This window comes from Actinoplanes sp. NPDC051411 (assembly GCF_040682075.1).
GTDB lineage: Bacteria > Actinomycetota > Actinomycetes > Mycobacteriales > Micromonosporaceae > Actinoplanes.
In genome coordinates, this window is record NZ_JBFBAD010000066.1 from 1 (window position 1) to 19,195 (window position 19,195).

Here is a 19,195-nt window from a genome sequence, read left to right on the forward strand (position 1 = left end):
GCGACGCGAAGGTCACTCCACCAGATCGGTGGACTCCGGTTCGACGTGCTCGCGCAGGTGACGGTTGTGCCGTGGCTCCTGCCGGTTCTTCGAGTCGTTCAGGCGCCGCCGCAGGTCGTCGCGGACGTCGTTGAGCGCGTCGTGCAGGTCCTCCTCGGAGGAGGTCGTGACGATCTTCTGCCGCCCGGCGATCCAGCACTCCAGCGTGACCTTCTGGCCCTTCGCCGCGCGGTCCTTCACCGACACCTCCAGCTCGGTGGTGTCGGCGTAGAACGAGGCGAGGCGGGCGTCCAGGGTGGCGAACTGCTCGGCGATCCAGTTCAGGTCACCTTGCGAGAATCCCGCACCGACGCGAAGGCACTCACCGACGGTTGCTGGGTTGGCAACGGCAGTCATCTTCATCTCCTCAAAACCGGCGTAATCGCCCGTGCGCCCCCCTCTTTCCCGCTGCCCCGGCCCGGAAAACAATCTTGAGCCGGCGGAGGGCCCCGGCGATCAAGGAGCCTTGATCGGCACCACGTCCGGCGCGCCCAGCCGGGCCGCGTCGGCGGTTTCGTCGTCCGGCTGCTCCTGGGACGCCCGTTCGGCCTCCACGCGGAGCCGGTAGTTCTCGACCTCGCGTTCGGTCTGTTCGGCGGTCCATCCCAGAACCCCCGCCATCAGGCGGGCGGCGACGGGGGCCGCGGCGACGCCGCGGTCGAAGGTTTCGATGGAGATTCTCGTACGCCTGGTCAGCACGTCCTCGAGGTGGCGCGCCCCCTCGTGGCTCGCGGCGTACAGCAGTTCAGCGCACAGGTAGTCCTCCGCGCCGTCCACCGGGGCGCCCAGGGCCGGGTCCGCCTTGACCAGGTCGAGCACCTCGTCGACCAGGGCGCCGTAGCGGCCGAGCAGGTGCTCGACCCGCGCGACGTGCAGCCCGGACGAGGCGGCCAGCACCCGGCGGCGGTTCCACAGGGCCGGGAAGCCGTCGGCTCCCACCAGCGGTACGTCGTGGGTGCAGGACGGCGGCACCGAGCGTCCGAGGCCGTGCACGCACGCGTCCACCGCGTCCTTCGCCATCACCCGGTACGTCGTGTACTTCCCGCCCGCCACCACGACCAGGCCGGGCACCGGGCTGCCGACCGTGTGCTCGCGAGAAAGCTGCGAGGTCGACTCGGATTCGCCGGAGAGCAGCGGGCGCAGGCCGGCGTAGACGCCCTGCACGTCGGTCCGCGAGAGCGGCGTGGACAGCACCGAGTTGACGTGGTCGAGCAGGTAGTCGATGTCGGTCGAGGAGGCCGCCGGGTGCGCCTTGTCGAGCGCCCAGTCGGTGTCGGTCGTCCCGATGATCCAGTGTCGTCCCCACGGGATCACGAAGAGCACGCTCTTCTCGGTGCGCAGGATCAGACCGGTCCTGGACTGGATGCGGTCGCGCGGCACGACCAGGTGGATGCCCTTGGACGCGCGTACGTGGAACTGCCCGCGCTCGCCGACCAGGGCCTGCGTGTCGTCGGTCCAGACGCCGGTCGCGTTGATCACCTGCTGGGCGCGGACGTCGAACGTGCGGTCGTGCTCGAGGTCGTGGACGCGTACGCCGGTGACCCGTTCTCCCTCCCGGAGAAAGCCGACCACCTCGGTCCGGGAAGCCACGTGGGCGCCGTAGGCGGCCGCGGTGCGCGCGAGGAACATCGTGTGCCTCGCGTCGTCGACCTGCGCGTCGTAGTACTGCAGGGCTCCGACCAGCGAGTCCTTCCGCAGGGCCGGGCATTCGCGGAGCGCGCCGCGCAGCGTGAGGTTGCGGTGCCGGGGCAGGCCGCCGCCGAGCGCCATCGTGTCGTAGAGGGTGACCCCGGTGCCGGCGTAGATCCGCTCCCAGGCCCGGTGCTGCAGTGGGTAGAGGAACCGCACCGGCCGAACCAGGTGCGGGGCGAGCCGGGTGAGCAGCAGCCCGCGTTCCCGCAGCGCCTCCCGGACCAGCCCGAAGTCGAGCATCTCAAGGTAGCGCAGGCCACCGTGGATGAGTTTGCTGGAGCGGCTCGACGTGCCCGAGGCGAAGTCGCGCGCCTCGACCAGGCCGACGGACAGGCCGCGGGTGGCGGCGTCGAGCGCACTGCCCGAGCCGACCACACCGCCGCCCACCACCAGCACGTCGAGCTCGGCGCCGGCCAGCGCGGCCAGCGCCGATTCCCGATAGTCCGGTGACAGAACCGTCATGTCAGTCCACGTCCACCCAATCGAGGGTCCGTTGCACGGCTTTCTTCCACCGTGCGTACCCTTCCTCGCGCTGTTCATCCGACCAGGTGGGCTGCCAGCGCTGGGATTCGTTCCAGTTCTCGCGGAGCTCGTCGGTCGACTTCCAGAAGCCGACGGCCAGGCCGGCGGCGTAGGCCGCACCGAGGGCGGTGGTCTCGGCGACCACCGGACGGCTCACCGGCACGCCGACGATGTCGGCCTGGATCTGCATGCACAGGTTGTTGGCCGTGATGCCGCCGTCGACCTTGAGGACGTCGAGGGCGACCCCGGAGTCCTGCGCCATCGCGTCGACCACGTCGCGGCTCTGGTAGCAGATCGATTCGAGGGTGGCCCGCGCGATGTGCGCGTCGGTGTTGAAGCGGGACAGGCCGACGATCGCGCCCCGGGCGTCGGAACGCCAGTAGGGTGCGAACAGGCCGGAGAAGGCGGGCACGAAGTAGACGCCGCCGTTGTCGGGCACCCGTTGCGCGAGCGACTCGCTCTCCGCCGCCGAGTTGATGATGTGCAGCTGGTCGCGCAGCCATTGCACGGCCGAGCCGGTGACCGCGATCGAGCCCTCCAGGGCATAGACCGGGGCCGCCTCGCCGAACTTGTAGCAGACCGTCGTGAGCAGCCCGTTCTCCGAGCGGACCAGTTCGGTGCCGGTGTTCAGCAGCATGAAGTTGCCGGTGCCGTACGTGTTCTTGGCCTCGCCGGGCGCGAAGCAGACCTGGCCGCACATGGCCGCCTGCTGGTCGCCGAGGTCGCCGGTGAGCGCGACCTCGCCGCCGAGCGTGCCCGGCCAGCGGGCGACGCCGTACGTGTTGGGGTCGGAGGAGGGCCGGATCTCCGGCAGCATCGACCGGGGGATGTTGAAGAACCCGAGCAGTTCGTCGTCCCAGTCCAGGGTCTCGAGGTTCATCAGCATCGTGCGGCTGGCGTTGGTGACGTCGGTGATGTGGTTGCCGCCGTTGACGCCGCCGGTCATGTTCCAGATCAGCCAGGCGTCGGTGTTGCCGAAGAGGGCGTCACCCCGCTCGGCGGCCGCGCGGACCCCGTCGACGTTCTCGAGGATCCACTGGATCTTGCCGCCGGAGAAGTAGGTCGCGGGCGGCAGACCGGCCTTGCGCCGGATCACGTCGCCGCGGCCGTCGCGGTCCAGCGCCGACGCGATGCGGTCGGTACGGGTGTCCTGCCAGACGATCGCGTTGTAGTAGGGCCGCCCGGTGTTCTTGTCCCACACCACCGCGGTCTCGCGCTGGTTGGTGATGCCGAGCGCGGCCAGGTCGTTCGCGCCCAGTCCCGCCTTCTGCATGGCCGTGCTGATCACGGTCTGCGTCCGGTCCCAGATCTCGGCCGGGTTGTGCTCGACCCAGCCCGCCTGGGGCAGGATCTGCTCGTGTTCGAGCTGGTGGCGGCCCACCTCGTTGCCGCCGTGGTCGAAGATCATGAAGCGGGTGCTGGTCGTGCCCTGGTCGACTGCGCCGACGAAGTCAGCCACGAGTTGCCTCCACGTTTTCTCTCGGTGTCGGGATCTCGCCGGGTTCCTGCGGTGCCGCGGACGGCAGGAACCGCCCGATGAGCCCCTGGTAGAGCCCGGCACCGACGAGGCCGCCGATGATCGGTGCGACGATCGGTATCCACCAGTAGAGATAGCCGGTCTTGTCGCGCCACGCACCCCCGTAGCCCGTGATGAAGCTGGCGAGTCGCGGCCCGAAGTCACGGGCCGGGTTGATCGCGTAGCCGGCGTCGGTGCCCCACGCCATGCCGATCGCGACCACGAGCAGGCCGATGACGACCGGGGCGAGGTTGGCGGCGGGCGCGGTGTTGGCCGCGTCGGTGATCGCCAGGATGAGGAACAGCAGGATGGCGGTGCCGATGATCTGGTCGCGGAACGCGCCCCAGTGACCGACCGGCAGGGAGCCGTTGCCGGGCAGGGTGGAGAAGACGAACTGGGTCTTCCGGGTCAGGCCGGGGTCCATCTGGTGCAGGACCTCGGTGTAGTTCCACCGCACCAGCAGGGCGGCCACGAACGCGCCGAGCGTCTGCGCGAGGGAGTACGGGAGGACCTTGCGCCACTCGAAGCCCTTGAAGGCCGCGAGCGCGATGGTCACCGCCGGGTTGAGGTGGGCGCCGCTGATCCGCGCCGCCACGTAGACGCCGAGCGTCACGCCCAGGCCCCAGGCCCAGGCGATACTGTCATGATCTCCGAGGCCGCCCGCGACCACCTGCGCGACGACACCGACGCCGAAGAGGATGAGGATCATGGTCCCGGCGAACTCGGCGGCAAGTTCGCCGAGCATTCCCGGAAGCTTGAGTCGTGCTGCCATGTGCCCTCCTTGCTCGATGCCAACCGACGTTAGGTAGCGCGCCGGGTACGAACAATGAACGGCGTTCGGCATTGTCGAACATCGACAACGGAACGCCGTCATAAGCTGGCATAGAGTCGTTAACATGCCCGGGACGGTGCAGTCGATCGAGCGCGCCGCCGCCGTCCTGCGCCTGCTCGCCGGCGGACCGGGCCGCCTGTCGCTCGGCGAGATTGCCCGATCACTCGATCTGGCCAAGGGCACCGCGCACGGCATACTGGCCACACTGCGAGAGGTCGGGTTCGTCGAGCAGGACCGGGCGTCCGGCCACTATCAGCTCGGGGCGGCCCTGCTGCGCCTCGGCACCAGCTACCTCGACATCAACGAACTGCGGTCCCGCTCCATCAACTGGGCCGACCCGCTGGCAGCGCGCAGCGGCGAGGCCGTACGCATCGGCACCGTCCTCGACGGTCAGGTGCTGGTCGTGCATCACGTCTTCCGACCTGACGACACCTTCCAGACCCTCGACGTCGGCACCCTGCTACCGCTGCACGCGACAGCGATGGGCAAGATCCTGCTGGCTTATCGCGCGACCGGGGTCGCCCCGCCGCGCGAGCTCGACCAGTTCACCCGCCGCACCATCGTCACGACCCGCGCGCTCGCCGCCGAACTCGCCCACGTCCGCGAGACCGGCTGGAGCGCCGAGATCGAGGAACGCACCCCGGGGGAGGCCGCCGTGGCCGCGCCGATCCGCGCGCACGGTGGCCTGGTGGTCGGCGCGATCGGCATCTCCGGTCTCGTCGAACGCGTCTGCGACAGCCACTACCAACCGCGTCCACGACTCGTCACCTACGTCCGGGACGCCGCCCGCGCGATCTCCCGGGACCTCGGAGCCGCCCGGCGCTGACCCCTGGGAGATCAACATGACCGAAAGCTACGTCGTCGCCATCGACCAGGGGACGACCTCGACGCGGTGCATCGTGTTCGACCGGAGCGGTCAACTGGTCTCCCTCGCCCAGCAGGAGCACAAGCAGTACTACCCGAAGCCGGGCTGGGTCGAGCACGACGCGGCGGAGATCTGGCGCAACGTCGAACGACTGGGCCCGGAGGCGCTGCGGCGGGCCGGGATCGTCGCCGCCCAGGTCGCGGCGGTCGGCATCGCCAACCAGCGGGAGACGACGGTGCTGTGGGACCGGGTCTCCGGGCAGCCGATCGGTCACGCCATCGTCTGGCAGGACATCCGTACCGACGGGCTGGTCAACCGGCTGATCGACGCGCCCGGTGCGGCCGGCGTGCAGCATCAGTCGGCGTTACCGCTGGCGACGTACTTCTCGGGGCCGCGCGTCCGCTGGATGCTGGACCACACGCCGGGCCTGCGCGAGCGCGCGGAGCGCGGCGAGGTTCTGTTCGGCACGATGGAGACCTGGCTGATCTGGAACCTGACCGGCGGGCTGCACGTCACCGACGTGACCAACGCCAGCCGCACGATGCTGCTCGACGTGCACACCCTCGACTGGTCCTCCGACGCCCTCGCGTTCTTCGGGATACCCCGGGCCATGCTGCCCGAGGTGCGACCTTCGATCGGTGTGTTCGGCACGGCCGTCTCGGCCTTTCCGGGCGTACGCATCGGGGCCGCGCTCGGCGACCAGCAGGCCGCCCTGTTCGGCCAGACCTGCTTCACCCCGGGCGAGGCCAAGTGCACGTACGGCACCGGCAGCTTCCTGCTGCTCAACACCGGTGCGGAGCTGGTCCGCTCGACCCACGGGCTGCTGTCGACGGTCGCCTACCAGATCGCCGGGGAGCCGGCCGCCTACGCGCTGGAGGGGTCGATCGCGATCACCGGCTCGCTGGTGCAGTGGTTCCGCGACCAGCTGGAACTCATCGCCAGCGCACCCGAGATCGAGACCCTCGCGCGCAGCGTGGCCGACAACGGCGGCTGCTACATCGTGCCCGCGTTCTCCGGCCTCTACGCCCCCTACTGGCGGTCCGAGGCCCGCGGCGCGATCGTCGGTCTCACGTCCTATGTGACGAAAGGTCACTTGGCCCGGGCGGTGCTCGAAGCGACCGGCTGGCAGACCCGCGAGGTCGTCGACGCGATGAACGCCGACTCCGGCCTCGACCTGACCACCCTCAAGGTGGACGGCGGAATGACCGCCGACAACCTGCTCATGCAGTTCATCGCCGACGTCCTCGACGTGCCGGTGGTCCGCCCGATGGCCTCCGAGACGGTGTCGCTCGGCGCGGCCTACGCGGCCGGGCTCGCCGTCGGCTACTGGCCCGACCTGGAAGGACTCCGGCAGAACTGGCACCGGGCCGCGCAGTGGATGCCGACGATGGATCCGGCCGTCCGGTCGCGGGAATACGCCAACTGGCAGCGCGCCGTCCAGCGGACCTTCGACTGGGCCACACCGCAATAGCCACCGCTCCGCGTGGCAGCACCCTGCCGACGGTAGGAGGATGGGCGGATGCCCGTGCCGATGGAGGCCGTCCGACGGTTGCTCGACCTGCGCCACCGGGGCCGGGCCGAGGACCTGCCGGCCGTACTGACCGATGCGGCCCCGCTGCTCGGCGCCTCCGCGGCGAGCGTGCTGCTCGTCGACTACGGGCAGGTGTCGCTCTGCCCGCTGCGCGGCACCGACCCGGTGCTGACCGGGCCGGTGCTGGTCGACGACACCCCGGCCGGCCAGGCGTTCCGGACCGCGCGGGAGGTGTGGGACGACGGGCACTACTTCGTGCCGCTGCTGCACGGGGCCGAGCGGCTCGGCGTACTGGATCTGGAAACGAAGGCGGAGCCTTCGCCGGACGACCGCGACGACCTGCAGGTCATCGCCGCCCTGCTGGCCGAGCTGATCGCCAGCCGCCGCTTCTACGGCGACGCGGTCGAGCACACCCGGCGGCGGATGCCGATGCAGTTGGCGGCCGAGATCATCTGGAACCAGCTGCCGCCGCTGACCTTCGCGGTCGACGGGACTGTCGTGACCGCGGTCCTCGAACCCTGCTACGACGTGGGCGGCGACGCCTTCGACTACGCGGCCAACGGGTCGGTGCTGCACGTGGCGCTCTTCGACACCGTCGGGCACGGCATCAGCGCCAGCGGCCTGACCACGCTGACCCTGAACACCTACCGCAACGCGCGACGGTCCGGGCTGTCGCTGGCCGACACCTACAAGTCGATCGACAAGTGGATAGCGGCCCGCTACAAGGGCAGCTTCGTCACCGCGATCCTGGCCGAACTCGACACCGACACCGGCGTCTACAGCCGGGTCAACGCCGGCCACCCGACCGAGCTGTTGCTGCGCGACGGGCAGACGCTCGAACCGCCGCCGGCCCCGAACGCGCTGCCGCTCGGGCTGGGCGGCATGCTCGACCGGCCGCCGCGCACGGTCTCGCGGCAGCTGGCGCCGGGCGACACCCTGGTCCTCTACACCGACGGCGTCACCGAGGCGCGGGACGCCGACGGCATCCTGTTCGGCCGGGAGCGGCTGACCCGGTTCCTGCTCGACGACCTGGACCGGGGCACGTCACCGCCGGAGATGATGCGGCACCTGATTCAGGCCATCGTCTCCTACGAGAACAACGACCTGCGCGACGACGCCACCGCGGCGATGCTGCGGTGGCGTCACTAGCCTTTGCGGCTTCTTGGCTGCGCCTCTTGGCCGCGGCGTTTTGCGGCGGCGTTTTGCGGCGGCGGGCCCGGTTACGGCAGCGCCGCCTACGGCAGTGACCAGCGCTGGCTGTCGCCTCCGGTGCAGGCGGCGACCTCGGTGGTCGCACCCGACCGGCCCGGATCGGTCAGGCAGAGCCCGCTCGACGGGTTGACCAGCGAGCCGTTCGGCCCGGCCCGCCACTGGCCGCTGTCGCCGGCGCTGCCGCACGCGTCGCTGCGGACGCTGCCGTCGTCCGAGCTGACCGCGCAGCGGCTCGCGACCTGCAGCGTGCCGTCGGTGCCCAGCGTGAACTTCTGCGACGTGCCGCCGCTGCAGGACGCGGTCTGGATCGGGCTGCCGTCGATGCCGAGCAGGCCGCCGAGCGCCAGGCAGCGGCCGCTCGCGGCGCTGATCCGGCCGGTCCGGTCGCCGGCCGGGGGAGGCGCGAGGGTCGGCTTCTGAGTCGCCGGGGCGTGGCTGACCGGCTGCCGGGAGGCCGAACTGGACAGGCTCGGTGACGGGCTGGCGCTGCTGCTGCGGCTCGCCGAGACGGACGGCCGGGCCGAGCCGGCGGTCACGCCGCCGACCGGGGCGACCGGGTTCACGGCCGGCAGAGAGGCGCTGGGCCCGCGCTGGGAGTCGTCGCGGGAGTTGGCGCCGCGGACGAAGTAGGCCACGATCCCGAGCGCGACCGCCACGCCGATGACCAGCACGAGCAGCCGCAGGGCCCAGTGCATGGGGTAGCTCTTGGGCTCCGGCGGCGGGGGCAGGACGATGGCGGGCTGGATCGCGGTCGGCTGCTCCGCGATGGCTTCGTCCTCTTCGCCCGGCGCGAGCTCGGCCTCTTCGGGCGCCTGCGGCTCGTCGGGACCGGTCTGGACGTACGGGCGGACCAGCACCGGGTCGATCCGCTCCGTGACGTCGTCGGGCCTGTCAGTCATTGCTCCCTGCCTGGGTCATTCGTCCCGGCCTATTCGTAGACCGTCGCCAAAGGCAAGGTAGGTTACGTTACGCGAACTTCGTTCGGCCAGTGGGAGCGCCCGATCCGCACGGGGCCGCGCTCCCCGCCAGGAGCGCGGCCCCGTCCCCCTTGGGTCAGCGCCCGGTTTCGCGGCGCAGGGCTGAGAGGCGGCTGGCCCGCACCATGGTGCGGCGCGGGCCGACCACGCGGCCGTCGACGGAAAGTTCGATGCCGGCCACCTCATACCAGGTTTCGCCGTCCTGCTGAACCGGCGATGCCCAGTCGACCCGTTCGACGGTCATCCGCAGGGTGCCCTCACCGAACCGGTAGTCCGCCTCGGCGAAGGTCCAGACCGGCCTTCTCCGCGTGCCGTCGTTCACCTGCGTGACTCCTCGCACTGATCGCCCCTTTCGGGATCTTGCGTCACGGACATCCGCCTCGTCCGCAGGTATCACCATCGTCCCTTGCTCTCGCATTGGCAAGGGCATCTGCACGTGCATATGCACAACGGCAGGCAACCCTGTCCGAACGGCCGATGCCGTCCGTTACCGGCCGCGACCAGCGGCTACTGATGGACGCCGATGGATCTTCGGGCTGCCTGGTACCGGCTGTCCCTGTCTCGCCGGCCGCCCCGCGGGACAGGATCGCCATCGACCCATCAGGAACGGAGATCGACATGACGGACACCCGCAAGGCCCCCGGCGGCAGCGGCCCCGGCGGCAGCGGCCCCGGCGGCAGCGACCACGGCGGCACCGGCCCTGGCGGCCCCGGCCCCGGCGGCACCGGCCACCTCGGCGACCGGCCGGGCGCGCGGATCGGCTTCGGCGCCATGCAGCTGGTCGAACGACTCGACGGCCGTCCGCCGGTCGGCGAGGACATCGCGCTGCGGGTCCTGCGCGACGCCGCCGCCTTCGGCGTCGACCACATCGACACCGCCGAGTTCTACGGCGAGGGAACGGCCAATCAGCGCATCCGCGCCGCTCTCTTCCCGTACGCCGAGAGCCTCGCCGTGGTCACCAAGGTCGGAGCCGAGCGGGCCGGCGCAACCCTCGTTCCCGCCCAGCGCCCCGAACAGCTGCGCGCCCAGGTCGAGGCCAACCTGACCACGCTCGGCACCGACCACGTGGCCGTGGTGAACCTGCGCCGAGCCGACGCCCCGCCCGGCATCGTCGCCGAGGGCGACCAGCGCGTCGACCTGGACGCCCAGCTGGCCGAACTGATCGCCCTGCGCGACGAGGGCAAGATCGGCGGCATCGGCCTCTCGGCGGTCACGGCCGACCAGGTGCGCCAGGCCCTGCCGGCCGGCATCGTCGGCGTGCAGAACCTCTACAGCCTGCTCGACCGTTCGGCCGAAGAGGTGCTCGACGTCTGCCGCGAGCACGGCCTCGCCTGGGTGCCGTTCTTCCCGCTCGGCTCGTCCCACCCGCGCATCCCCAAGGCCACCGACCACCCCGCGGTGATCGCGACCGCCGGCCGGCTGGGCGCGACCCCGGCCCAGGTCGCGCTGGCCTGGTTGCTCGCGCACTACGACAACACGCTGCTGATCCCGGGCACCTCCGACCCGGCCCACCTGACCGAGAACGTCGCCGCCGGAGACGTCCACCTGGACGCCGCCGCGCTGGCCGCTCTCGACGCCGCCGACTCACATGTTGATTGAGTCAACACGGCATACATATTGACGGAATCAACATGTCCGTCATTCGCTCTGGCTAGGGACGCCGCCCTGGCAGGTGACGGTCATCGTGACCTCGGTCTTGCCGTGCTTGAAGACGGCGGTGGGGGCCGGGCCGGGCTCGGTGTCGACGCTCTGGAGCTTGAACGGGCTGGCCGGTTCGGCGGACAGAATCTCGGCGGTGGCCGGGCCCGGGCAGATCGCCTTGACGGTGCCGCCCGAGGAGGTCAGCCGGCGCACGGTCGAGGCGGGCGTGGCGGACGCGGTGGGGGCGTCGGAGGTCGGGTGCGGGGCCGTGCTCGCGCCGCCTGTGCCTGTGCCGCCTGTGCTCGCGGCATCTGTGGACGCGGCGTCTGTGCCCGCGGCCGCGGGGGCGGACGGGCGGACGAGCGGCGCGGCGGCCGATCTGGTCGCCCCGGCCGGTTGAGCCGACGGGCCGGGAGACGAGGGCGCGGCGGCCGGGACGGAGGTGGGAGCGGCCGGCCGGGGCGGGGTGGGGGCGCCCATGGCCGGCGAGTCGTTCGAGCCGCCGCCCGGCCGGAGCAGCCACACGGCCAGGACCGCGACGACGACGATCGCGGCGGCCGCGGCCCAGCGGCGTACGGGAAAGTGCCGGCGGCCCGCCACCGCCGGCGGGCGGTCTCGGCCGGGCTGATCCGGCTCAGCCTCGGCCGATGGGCGGTCGTGGGTGGGCGGGTTCGGCCCGGCCGCCGCTGGCGGGCGGGCTTGGGCGGGCTGATCCGGTTTGGCCTCGGCCGGGGGCCGGTCTTGGGTGGGCGGGTTCGGTTCGGCCGCGGCTGGTGGGCGGTCGTGGGTGGGCGGGTTTGGCCCGGCCGCGGCTGGTGGGCGGTTTTGGGCGGGCTGATCCGCCGCGGTCACGGCCGGGGGCCGGTCGTGGGTAGGCGGGTTCGGTTCGGCTGCGGTCGGTGGGCGGTTTTCGGCGGGCAGGGTCGGCTCGGTTCGGGCGCCGTGGGCCAGGATGGTGGCGACCTCCCGGGCCGACGGGCGCAGCGTCGGGTCCTTGGCCAGGCATCGGTTGCAGAGGCTGATCACGTAGTCGGGTACGCCGTCGGTCGGGCCCAGCGGCGCCGGGTCGACATAGATGTGGGCCGTCAGCATCTGGGTCGTGGTCTCGTTGGTCCACGGCAGGCAGCCGGCCAGCAACTGGTAGAGCAGGATGGCCAGCGCGTACACATCGGAGGCCGGCTCGACCACGTCCGAGATCAGCCGTTCGGGGGCCAGGTAGGCCGGCGTGCCGAGCACCTCGAAGTGCTCGTCGGTGCGGCCCGGTGCGATCGCCGCCGCGATGCCGAAGTCGACGACCTTGGCGCCGGTCGGGGCGAGCATGACGTTGGCCGGTTTCACGTCGCGGTGGACGATGCCCTCGCTGTGGGCGGCGGCCAGGGCGGCCGCGACCTCGCCGCAGACGCGCATGGCGAACGCCGGGGACACGGGGGACCGGGACGCCCGGCTCAGGAGGGTGTCGCCGCGGACCAGCTCCATGACCACGAACGGGAAGACCCCGTCCGGCGTGGACGTCTCACCGTAGTCGTGCACCTGGGCAATGTTGGGATGCGAGAGGGCGGCCGCCGCGCGGGCCTCCTGGCGGATCAGCTCGCGGGACTGCGGATCACCGACGTGGACGCCGGCCAGCACCTTGACCGCGACCTCGCGCCCGAGGACCTCGTCGCGGGCCTCCCAGACCACGGCCATGCCGCCGGAGCCGATCGGACGGTTGAGGCGGTAGCGACCACCCAGCACTGCGCCAGTCATCCCGGGCAGTCTGCCGAAAGCCGCGCCCGTTCGCATCCTCGCCGGTCGATACGGTCATACTGCACGGAAAAGTGCCGAAAGCGGAGGATGCGATGACGCAGGTCGATCCGTACAGCGACGCCGGACCGATCCGGGAGATCGAACTGCCGGACGGCGCGCGGGCCTGGCTGGTCAGCCGGTACGACGAGGCCCGGCAGGCGCTCAACGACCCGCGGCTGTCGAAAACGGCGCCCGGCGCGCGGGTCGGGCCGATCGGGGAAGAGACCCGGGCGGCCACGTTCCGGCACATGCTGGCCACCGATCCGCCCGACCACACGCGGCTGCGGCGGCTCGTGTCGGCCGCCTTCACCGCGCGGCGGATCGAGGCGCTGCGCCCGCGCATCCAGCAGATCAGCGACGACCTGCTCGACGCGCTCAAGGGCGAGGAGCGGACCGACCTGATCGACTCCTACGCGTTTCCGCTGCCCATCCAGGTCATCTGCGAACTGCTCGGGCTGCCCGACGAGGACCGCGACACGTTCCGCTCGTGGACCAACGTCATCGTCGGTGGACAGGCCTACGGGGACCGGCTCCCGGGGGCGATGCGCGATCTCGTCGCGTACACCCGGGAGCTGCTCGCGGAACGCCGCGAGCGACCCGGTGATGATCTTCTCAGTGGTCTGATCTCGGCCCGCGACGACCAGGACCGGCTCTCCGAGGACGAGCTGACGTCGATGGTCTTCCTGCTGCTGATCGCCGGCCACGAGACCACGGTCAACCTGATCGGCAACGGCACGATGCTGCTGCTCGCCGACCGGTCCCGCTGGGAGCGCCTCGACGGCGACCGGACCCTGCTGCCGGCGGCGATCGAGGAGTTCCTGCGCTACGAGGGGCCGGTGGCCTACGCGACGTCCCGCTTCACCACCGAACCGATGGAGCTCGGCGGCAAGCACCTGCCGGCCGGCGCTCCGGTCATCGTCGGCCTGGCCGAGGCCAACCGCGACGCGACCCGGTTCGACGGCGGCGACCACTTCGACCTGAGCCGCGACCAGAACCCGCATCTCGGCTTCGGGCACGGCATCCACTACTGCCTGGGCGCGCCGCTGGCCCGCCTCGAGGCGCAGATCGCGTTCACCGGCCTGCTCGACCGCTTCCCGCGGATGCGCCTCGACGGCGCGGTCGAGGACCTGCGGTGGCGCCCCGGCATGCTGCTGCGAGGCCTGTTCCACCTCCCGGTCACCCTGTGAAAGAACGCGGCGGCCTACCGGTCGCCGTGTGAGAGCGGGCGGCGGGCCGTCGGTCGCGATGTGAAAAAAGGCGGCGGGCCGATGGGCCCGCCGCCGTTTTCCGTACGCGGTCAGCGCTGGTTCTGGCCCCTGTGGTGCTTGGTGGTGCCGCCCTTGGCGTTGTTGCCCCCATTGCCGGCCGATGCGCTCGCGCTCGCCGACGGGCTGGCGCTGGCGCCGGCCTGCCCGCTGCCCGCCTGGCCGTTTCCGTTTCCGGCCTGGCCGCCGTTGCCGGCGCCGCCGCTCGCCTGGCCGTTGCCCGCTTGGCCGTTGCCGGCGCCGCTGCTCGCCTGGCCGCTGCCCGCCTGGCCGTTTCCGGCCTGGCCGCCGTTGCCGGCGCTGCTGCTTGCCTGGCCGCCGCCGGCCTGGCCGCCCTGCACGGCGGTCATCGTGGCGATGAACGCGCCCACGTTGTTGCCGTTGCCGACGTTGCCGAGGGAGTTGAAGGCGTTCTTCGACAGCTCGACGCAGACCGAGTTGGCGTCGACGCCCTGGTTGTCGTCCGCCTTGACGCTGACCTTGGCGACCTTGGCCACCTTCTGCGCGTCCGACTCGGACGCCGAGGCGCTGGCGGTCGGCTTCGCGGCCGGCTTCGTGGCGTGACCGCGGCGCGGCGGCTTGTGGTGGTTGTTCTTACCGCCCTTGTTGCCACCGGTGTTCCCGCCGTTGTTGCCACCGGCCGGAGCGCTCGCGGTGGCGGACGCCGTCGGGTCGGCCGTGGCGGTGTCCGTCGGCTGCGCCGTAGCGGTGTCGGTCGGGTCGGCCGTGGCGGAATCGGTCGGGTCGGCTGTGGCGGTGTCGGTCGGGTCCGCCGTGGCGGTCGGGTCGGCTGTGGCGGTCGGGTCGGCTGTGGCGGTGTCGGTCGGCTGGGCCGTGGCCGAGTCGCTCGGGGCCGGGGCGGCCGTCGTGGGGGCGGCGGCCGTGATCGGCCCGCTGACCGTCACGTCGACCTGGCGGCCGGCGCTGGTCAGGTGCAGCGCGGTGCCGACCGGGAAGTGGTCCGACAGGGCCGAGTTGGCGTCCGCGGCGGCCTTCGCGTCGGCGAGGACGATGCAGGTCACCGAGCTGCTCGCGTCGCTCTGGGTGGCGGCCAGGCTGATGCCGGTGCCGGCGGCGAGGAGAGCCGCGGTGCCCGAGATGAGGATGACCTTTCCCGACACGCGGCGCCGCCCACCAGCGGCCGCCGGCCTTTTGTACCTTTTACGCACGGTGCCTGGTCCCTTCCTCGGGGAACTTAATCGGTGGACTTGGTTCCACGCTCGCAATTACGGAGCCCCCGGGGTGGGCCGTTCAACAGTTAAAGATTATTTATGGAAGCGCATCGCCGCTGGTCAGGCCGTCCTTGATCGTTATAGGCATTGACCTGCCTGCCTTGACGGACGTCTTATCAGCAAGCGCGGAAAATTGTCAGGCCGAGGCCCGGATCGTCAGCTCGAAAGGCGCGTACGCCTCCTGGGGCGAAGCGGTCGCGCCGCCGGTGATCCGCCGCTCGAGGAGGGTCAGCGCAAGCCGGGCGATCTCGGCCTTGTCGGGGGTGACCGTGCTGAGCGACGGCGTGTGGAACTCGGCGTCCTCGATGCCGTCGAAGCCGATCAGCGCCACGTCGCCGGGGACGCGGCAGCCCTGTTCGTGCAGCGCCCGTAGCGCGCCGATGGCCAGCAGGTCGTTGAAGCAGAACACGGCGTCGGGGCGCTCCTCGCGGTCGAGCAGGGCACTCATCGCCGCGTATCCGTCGGCGCGGTGGTAGCTCTTCGCGGGAACGACCAGCTGTGGCGCGTACGGGATCTTGGCCGCCCGCAAGGCGGCCTTGTATCCCCGGAGCCGGAGTGCCGCCGTGCCTCCGGAGACGTGGGGCTGGCTGCCGATCGCGGCGATCCGGGTGCGCCCGAGCGAGACGAGGTGGGTGGTCGCGGCCCGGGCGCCGGCCACGTTGTCGATGCTCACGTGGTCGACCGGGGAGTGCGCGAGCCGCTCGCCGAGCAGCACGAGCGGGGTGCGGTCGCGGCGGCCCTCGATCTCCTTGGCGGTGAGCGCGGGCGGGCTGACGATCAGCCCGTCGACCAGGTGCGACTTGATGCCGTCGAGGACCAGCCGTTCGCTGTCCTTGGCGCCCTGGGTCTCGTCGATCAGCAGGGTCCAGCCGTGGCCCTTGGCGTGCTGCACGAACTGGGCCGCCAGCTCGGCGAAGTAGGGCGAGCTGATCTCGGGGACGGCCAGCGCCACGACGCCGGTGCGGCCGCCGCGCAGCAGCCGGGCCGAGAGGTTGGGCCGGTAGTCGAGCTCGTCGAGCGCCGCCTGCACCTTGGCCCGGGTCTGGTCGGAGACGAACTGGAATCCGTTGACCACGTTGGACACCGTCTTGACCGAGACCCCGGCGCGCAGCGCGACGTCCTTGATGCTGGCGCCCACTCGCGGCCCCTTTCTGCTGGCCCGAACAGCATAGTCGGCGGCGCGACCGGCTCTTTACAACGATATACACAACGTTGTAAAGCCAGGGGCATCGATGCACCTCGGGAGGCTCCATGACCGACGCCCGCCTGACCCTGGACCCCGCGTTCCGCCTCGGCCCCATCGACCGCCGCCTGTTCGGCTCGTTCGTCGAGCACATGGGCCGCAGCGTCTACACCGGCGTCTTCGAGCCGGGCCATCCGGCGGCCGACGAGCTCGGGCTGCGCACCGACGTGCTCGATCTGGCCCGCGAGATGGGCGTCAGCGTGGTCCGCTACCCGGGCGGCAACTTCGTCTCCAACTACCGCTGGGAGGACGGGGTCGGGCCCCGCGAGTCCCGGCCCACGCGGCTCGACCTGGCCTGGCGGTCGATCGAGACCAACCAGTTCGGGCTGGGCGAATACATGGCCTGGGTGCGCCGGCTCGGCGCCGAGCCGATGCTCGCGGTCAACCTGGGTACGCGAGGGCTCACCGAAGCCCTCGAGCTGCTCGAATACTGCAACTACCCGGGCGGCACCGCGCTGTCCGACCGCCGCGTCAAGAACGGCGATCACGAGCCGTACGGGATCAAGCTGTGGTGTCTGGGCAACGAGATGGACGGCCCGTGGCAGATCGGGCACCAGACCGCCCACGAGTACGGCCGGATCGCCGCCGAGACCGGCCGGGCCATGCGCCGGCTCGACCCGTCCGTCGAGCTGGTGGCCTGCGGCAGCTCGGGCCGGCACATGCCGACCTTCGGCTCGTGGGAGGCGACCGTCCTCGAGCAGTGCTACGACCAGGTCGACTACATCTCCCTGCACGCCTATCGCGAGGAGCGCGCCGGCGACACCGCCGGCTTCCTCGCCTCGGCGGTCGACATGGACGCGTTCATCGACGAGGTGATCGCGACCGCCGACCACGTGAAGGCCCGCACCCGGTCGGCCGGAAGCTGCGCCTGTCGCTCGATGAGTGGAACGTCTGGTACCAGCAGCGCTTCGGCGGCGAGGCGTCCCTCGAATGGCGGCAGGCGCCCCGGCTGATCGAGGACGAGTTCAGCGCGCTCGACGCGGTCGTCGTCGGCAGCTACCTGATCTCGCTGCTCGGGCACGCCGACCGGGTGGGCATCGGCTGCCAGGCCCAGCTGGCCAACGTGATCGGGCCGATCCGCACCGAGCCCGGCGGCCCGGCGTGGCGGCAGACCACGTACTGGCCGTTCGCGCTCACCGCCGCGCTGGCCCGGGGCGACGCGCTGCGGGTCGAGCCGGTCGCGCCGCTGATCGACACCGCGGCGTACGGCCCGGTGCCCGCGCTGTCCGCGGCCGCGAGTCTCGATCTCCCGGCCGGTCAGGCCGCGCTTTTCGCGGTCAACCGCTCGCTGAGCGAGCCCCTGACCCTGACCGTCGACCTGCGGGCCCTGCCCGGGGCCCGGCTGGGCGCCCACCGGGTGCTCGCCGACGACGACCTGCGCGCCACCAACACCCAGGCCGATCCCGACCGGGTCGTGCCCCGGTCGCTCGCGTCCGGCCGTGTCGACGACGGCCGGCTCACCGTCTCTCTGCCGCCCGCTTCCTGGAACGTTCTCGAGTTCTCTGTCCAGAAGGAGTACCCCCATGAGCTCCCTTGACCGACGTAGATTCCTCGCCCTGGCCGGTGGCGCCGGCTCCGCCCTGGCCCTCGCCGCGTGCGGCGGCACCTCGAAGGCGCCGCAGGCGCCGGCCGGCGGCAACGGCGGTGCCAGTTACAGCGGACCCAAGGTCACCGTCGCGTTCTGGAACGGCTGGACCGGCAGCGACGGCGCGACCGCGCAGAAGATGGTCGACCAGTTCAACGCGGCCAACCCCAACGTGCAGGTCAAGATGAACGTCTTCCAGTGGGTCGACTTCTTCCAGAAGCTGCCCGCCGCCGTGCAGAGCGGCAACGGGCCCGACGTCGCCGCGATGCACATCGACGACATGCCGACCCAGGCGGCGCAGCAGGTCATCGTGCCGCTCGACGACGTGGCCTCGGCGCTCGGGCTCAAGGCGTCCGACTTCGCGCCGGCGGTCTGGAACGGCGGCGAATATCAGGGCAAGCGCTACGGCATACCGATCGACGTCCACAACCTCGGGCTGTTCTACAACAAGACGGTCATGGAGAAGAACGGCCTGGACCCGAACAAGCCGCCGACGACCAAGGACGAGTACATGGCCGCCCTCGACACGCTCAAGGGCAAGGGCGTGCAGGGCTCGTGGGTGTCGCCGTTCCAGTTCACCGGCGGGTTCCAGTTCGAGTCGCTGCTCTGGCAGTTCGGCGGCGACGTCTTCAGCTCCGACAACAGCAGCGCCACCTGGAACTCCGACGCCGGTGTGCAGGCCCTGACCTGGATGGTCGACCTGGTCAGGAACGGCTACAGCCCCAAGAACGTGGGCCAGGACGCCGACTACATCGCGCTCAAGAACGGGCGGAACGTCTTCAACTGGCAGGGCATCTGGCAGGTCAACGAGGTCGCGGCCCTGAAGACGTACGAGATCGGCACCGCACCGCTACCCAAGATCGGCTCGACCGGCGGGGTCTGGGGCAACAGCCACCAGTTCGTGCTCCCGCGCAAGAAGCAGAACGACGCCGACAAGACCAACGCGAGCCGGTTCTTCATCAACTGGTTCACCTAGCACTCGGCCGACTGGGCCAAGAGCGCGAAGGTGCCGGCCCGCAACGACCTCGCCCAGGGCGCCGACTTCAAGGCCATCCAGGGGCTGCAGTCGTTCGCCGAGGACGTGCAGTTCACCCACTTCCCGCCCTCGGTCGCCGGCATCGACGACGCGCTGGCCGAGCTCTACACCGGTGTGCAGTCCGCGGTGCTGCTCAAACAGGACCCGGCGGGCGCGCTGACCGCGGCGGCCAACCGGGCCAACAAGATCCTGGCCGACAACAAGAAGAAGTACGGGGCCTGA

General features: G+C 71.3%; 18 protein-coding genes. 9 read left to right on the forward strand and 9 right to left on the reverse strand.

The window, feature by feature from the left end; translation table 11 throughout:
* Window positions 1–12: 12 nt before the first annotated feature.
* From AB0M88_RS31380 to AB0M88_RS31395, 4 genes are all read right to left on the reverse strand, one after another.
* Window positions 13–396: an HPF/RaiA family ribosome-associated protein gene (locus tag AB0M88_RS31380; protein ID WP_364108669.1), complete on the reverse strand. Its 384-nt coding sequence runs from the start codon at window positions 394–396 to the stop codon at window positions 13–15.
* A 99-nt stretch (window positions 397–495) separates the two neighbouring features.
* A complete protein-coding gene (locus AB0M88_RS31385) occupies window positions 496–2,193 on the reverse strand; it encodes a glycerol-3-phosphate dehydrogenase/oxidase (RefSeq protein WP_364108671.1) in 1,698 nt (565 codons plus the stop codon).
* Between the two features lies 1 nt (window position 2,194).
* Window positions 2,195–3,712, reverse strand: a complete 1,518-nt coding sequence (gene glpK, locus AB0M88_RS31390; protein ID WP_364108673.1) for a glycerol kinase GlpK — start codon at window positions 3,710–3,712, stop codon at window positions 2,195–2,197.
* Window positions 3,705–4,541, reverse strand: coding sequence for an MIP/aquaporin family protein (locus AB0M88_RS31395; protein ID WP_364108675.1), 837 nt, complete (start codon window positions 4,539–4,541; stop codon window positions 3,705–3,707). The genes glpK (AB0M88_RS31390) and AB0M88_RS31395 overlap by 8 nt, the downstream gene beginning before the upstream one ends.
* Before the next feature lie 124 nt (window positions 4,542–4,665).
* Between AB0M88_RS31395 and AB0M88_RS31400 the strand changes: the two genes are divergently transcribed.
* Genes AB0M88_RS31400 through AB0M88_RS31410 form a run of 3 tightly spaced genes read left to right on the forward strand, consistent with a single transcriptional unit; the run spans window position 4,666 to window position 8,146 of the window.
* Window positions 4,666–5,427 carry an IclR family transcriptional regulator gene (locus AB0M88_RS31400; RefSeq protein WP_364108677.1) on the forward strand — a complete coding sequence of 254 codons (762 nt, stop codon included), beginning with the start codon at window positions 4,666–4,668 and terminating at the stop codon, window positions 5,425–5,427.
* 16 nt (window positions 5,428–5,443) lie between these two features.
* The gene (gene glpK, locus AB0M88_RS31405) at window positions 5,444–6,937 is read left to right on the forward strand and encodes a glycerol kinase GlpK (RefSeq protein WP_364108679.1); all 1,494 of its coding nucleotides are present in this window, start codon (window positions 5,444–5,446) and stop codon (window positions 6,935–6,937) included.
* Window positions 6,938–6,985: 48 nt separating this feature from the next.
* Complete coding sequence (locus AB0M88_RS31410; protein ID WP_364108681.1) at window positions 6,986–8,146, forward strand: GAF domain-containing SpoIIE family protein phosphatase; 1,161 nt, start codon at window positions 6,986–6,988, stop codon at window positions 8,144–8,146.
* Window positions 8,147–8,232: 86 nt separating this feature from the next.
* Here AB0M88_RS31410 and AB0M88_RS31415 read toward each other — a convergent pair whose 3' ends face one another.
* Together AB0M88_RS31415 and AB0M88_RS31420 are read right to left on the reverse strand one after the other, a co-directional pair.
* The gene (locus AB0M88_RS31415) at window positions 8,233–9,108 is read right to left on the reverse strand and encodes an RICIN domain-containing protein (protein ID WP_364108683.1); all 876 of its coding nucleotides are present in this window, start codon (window positions 9,106–9,108) and stop codon (window positions 8,233–8,235) included.
* A gap of 154 nt (window positions 9,109–9,262) precedes the next feature.
* Window positions 9,263–9,508, reverse strand: a complete 246-nt coding sequence (locus AB0M88_RS31420) for a hypothetical protein (RefSeq protein ID WP_364108685.1) — start codon at window positions 9,506–9,508, stop codon at window positions 9,263–9,265.
* A gap of 296 nt (window positions 9,509–9,804) precedes the next feature.
* On the opposite strand from AB0M88_RS31420, the gene AB0M88_RS31425 reads away from it, so the two are divergent.
* Window positions 9,805–10,785, forward strand: coding sequence for an aldo/keto reductase (locus AB0M88_RS31425; RefSeq protein WP_364108687.1), 981 nt, complete (start codon window positions 9,805–9,807; stop codon window positions 10,783–10,785).
* Window positions 10,786–10,824: 39 nt separating this feature from the next.
* Here the strand turns inward: AB0M88_RS31425 and AB0M88_RS31430 are convergent, their stop codons facing one another.
* Window positions 10,825–12,573, reverse strand: coding sequence for a protein kinase (locus AB0M88_RS31430; protein ID WP_364108689.1), 1,749 nt, complete (start codon window positions 12,571–12,573; stop codon window positions 10,825–10,827).
* Window positions 12,574–12,665: 92 nt separating this feature from the next.
* Here AB0M88_RS31430 and AB0M88_RS31435 point away from each other — a divergent pair, with 92 nt between their 5' ends.
* Window positions 12,666–13,799, forward strand: coding sequence for a cytochrome P450 (locus tag AB0M88_RS31435; RefSeq protein ID WP_364108691.1), 1,134 nt, complete (start codon window positions 12,666–12,668; stop codon window positions 13,797–13,799).
* 110 nt (window positions 13,800–13,909) lie between these two features.
* Here the strand turns inward: AB0M88_RS31435 and AB0M88_RS31440 are convergent, their stop codons facing one another.
* On the reverse strand, window positions 13,910–14,998 hold the full coding sequence (locus AB0M88_RS31440; protein WP_364108693.1) for a hypothetical protein: 1,089 nt from the start codon (window positions 14,996–14,998) through the stop codon (window positions 13,910–13,912).
* Window positions 14,999–15,245: 247 nt separating this feature from the next.
* The gene (locus tag AB0M88_RS31445; protein ID WP_364108695.1) at window positions 15,246–16,247 is read right to left on the reverse strand and encodes a LacI family DNA-binding transcriptional regulator; all 1,002 of its coding nucleotides are present in this window, start codon (window positions 16,245–16,247) and stop codon (window positions 15,246–15,248) included.
* Between the two features lie 113 nt (window positions 16,248–16,360).
* Here AB0M88_RS31445 and AB0M88_RS31450 point away from each other — a divergent pair, with 113 nt between their 5' ends.
* Genes AB0M88_RS31450 through AB0M88_RS31465 form a run of 4 tightly spaced genes read left to right on the forward strand, consistent with a single transcriptional unit; the run spans window position 16,361 to window position 19,195 of the window.
* The gene (locus AB0M88_RS31450) at window positions 16,361–17,305 is read left to right on the forward strand and encodes a hypothetical protein (RefSeq protein WP_364108697.1); all 945 of its coding nucleotides are present in this window, start codon (window positions 16,361–16,363) and stop codon (window positions 17,303–17,305) included.
* The gene (locus AB0M88_RS31455; protein ID WP_364108785.1) at window positions 17,221–17,889 is read left to right on the forward strand and encodes an alpha-L-arabinofuranosidase C-terminal domain-containing protein; all 669 of its coding nucleotides are present in this window, start codon (window positions 17,221–17,223) and stop codon (window positions 17,887–17,889) included. The genes AB0M88_RS31450 and AB0M88_RS31455 overlap by 85 nt, the downstream gene beginning before the upstream one ends.
* On the forward strand, window positions 17,876–18,913 hold the full coding sequence (locus tag AB0M88_RS31460) for an ABC transporter substrate-binding protein (RefSeq protein ID WP_364108699.1): 1,038 nt from the start codon (window positions 17,876–17,878) through the stop codon (window positions 18,911–18,913). The genes AB0M88_RS31455 and AB0M88_RS31460 overlap by 14 nt, the downstream gene beginning before the upstream one ends.
* 30 nt (window positions 18,914–18,943) lie before the next feature.
* Window positions 18,944–19,195 (forward strand): hypothetical protein, encoded by a 252-nt coding sequence (locus tag AB0M88_RS31465; RefSeq protein ID WP_364108701.1) that lies wholly within the window; start codon window positions 18,944–18,946, stop codon window positions 19,193–19,195.

Bases quoted from the DNA above. Each gene is read 5' to 3' on its own strand.
- glpK (WP_364108679.1), top strand. From the start codon at position 5,444: ATGACCGAAAGCTACGTCGTCGCCATCGACCAGGGGACGACCTCGACG.
- AB0M88_RS31380 (WP_364108669.1), bottom strand. From the start codon at position 396: ATGACTGCCGTTGCCAACCCAGCAACCGTCGGTGAGTGCCTTCGCGTC.
- AB0M88_RS31400 (WP_364108677.1), top strand. From the start codon at position 4,666: ATGCCCGGGACGGTGCAGTCGATCGAGCGCGCCGCCGCCGTCCTGCGC.
- AB0M88_RS31450 (WP_364108697.1), top strand. From the start codon at position 16,361: ATGACCGACGCCCGCCTGACCCTGGACCCCGCGTTCCGCCTCGGCCCC.
- AB0M88_RS31415 (WP_364108683.1), bottom strand. From the start codon at position 9,108: ATGACTGACAGGCCCGACGACGTCACGGAGCGGATCGACCCGGTGCTG.
- AB0M88_RS31425 (WP_364108687.1), top strand. From the start codon at position 9,805: ATGACGGACACCCGCAAGGCCCCCGGCGGCAGCGGCCCCGGCGGCAGC.
- AB0M88_RS31460 (WP_364108699.1), top strand. From the start codon at position 17,876: ATGAGCTCCCTTGACCGACGTAGATTCCTCGCCCTGGCCGGTGGCGCC.
- AB0M88_RS31435 (WP_364108691.1), top strand. From the start codon at position 12,666: ATGACGCAGGTCGATCCGTACAGCGACGCCGGACCGATCCGGGAGATC.
- AB0M88_RS31395 (WP_364108675.1), bottom strand. From the start codon at position 4,541: ATGGCAGCACGACTCAAGCTTCCGGGAATGCTCGGCGAACTTGCCGCC.
- AB0M88_RS31410 (WP_364108681.1), top strand. From the start codon at position 6,986: ATGCCCGTGCCGATGGAGGCCGTCCGACGGTTGCTCGACCTGCGCCAC.
- AB0M88_RS31430 (WP_364108689.1), bottom strand. From the start codon at position 12,573: ATGACTGGCGCAGTGCTGGGTGGTCGCTACCGCCTCAACCGTCCGATC.
- AB0M88_RS31385 (WP_364108671.1), bottom strand. From the start codon at position 2,193: ATGACGGTTCTGTCACCGGACTATCGGGAATCGGCGCTGGCCGCGCTG.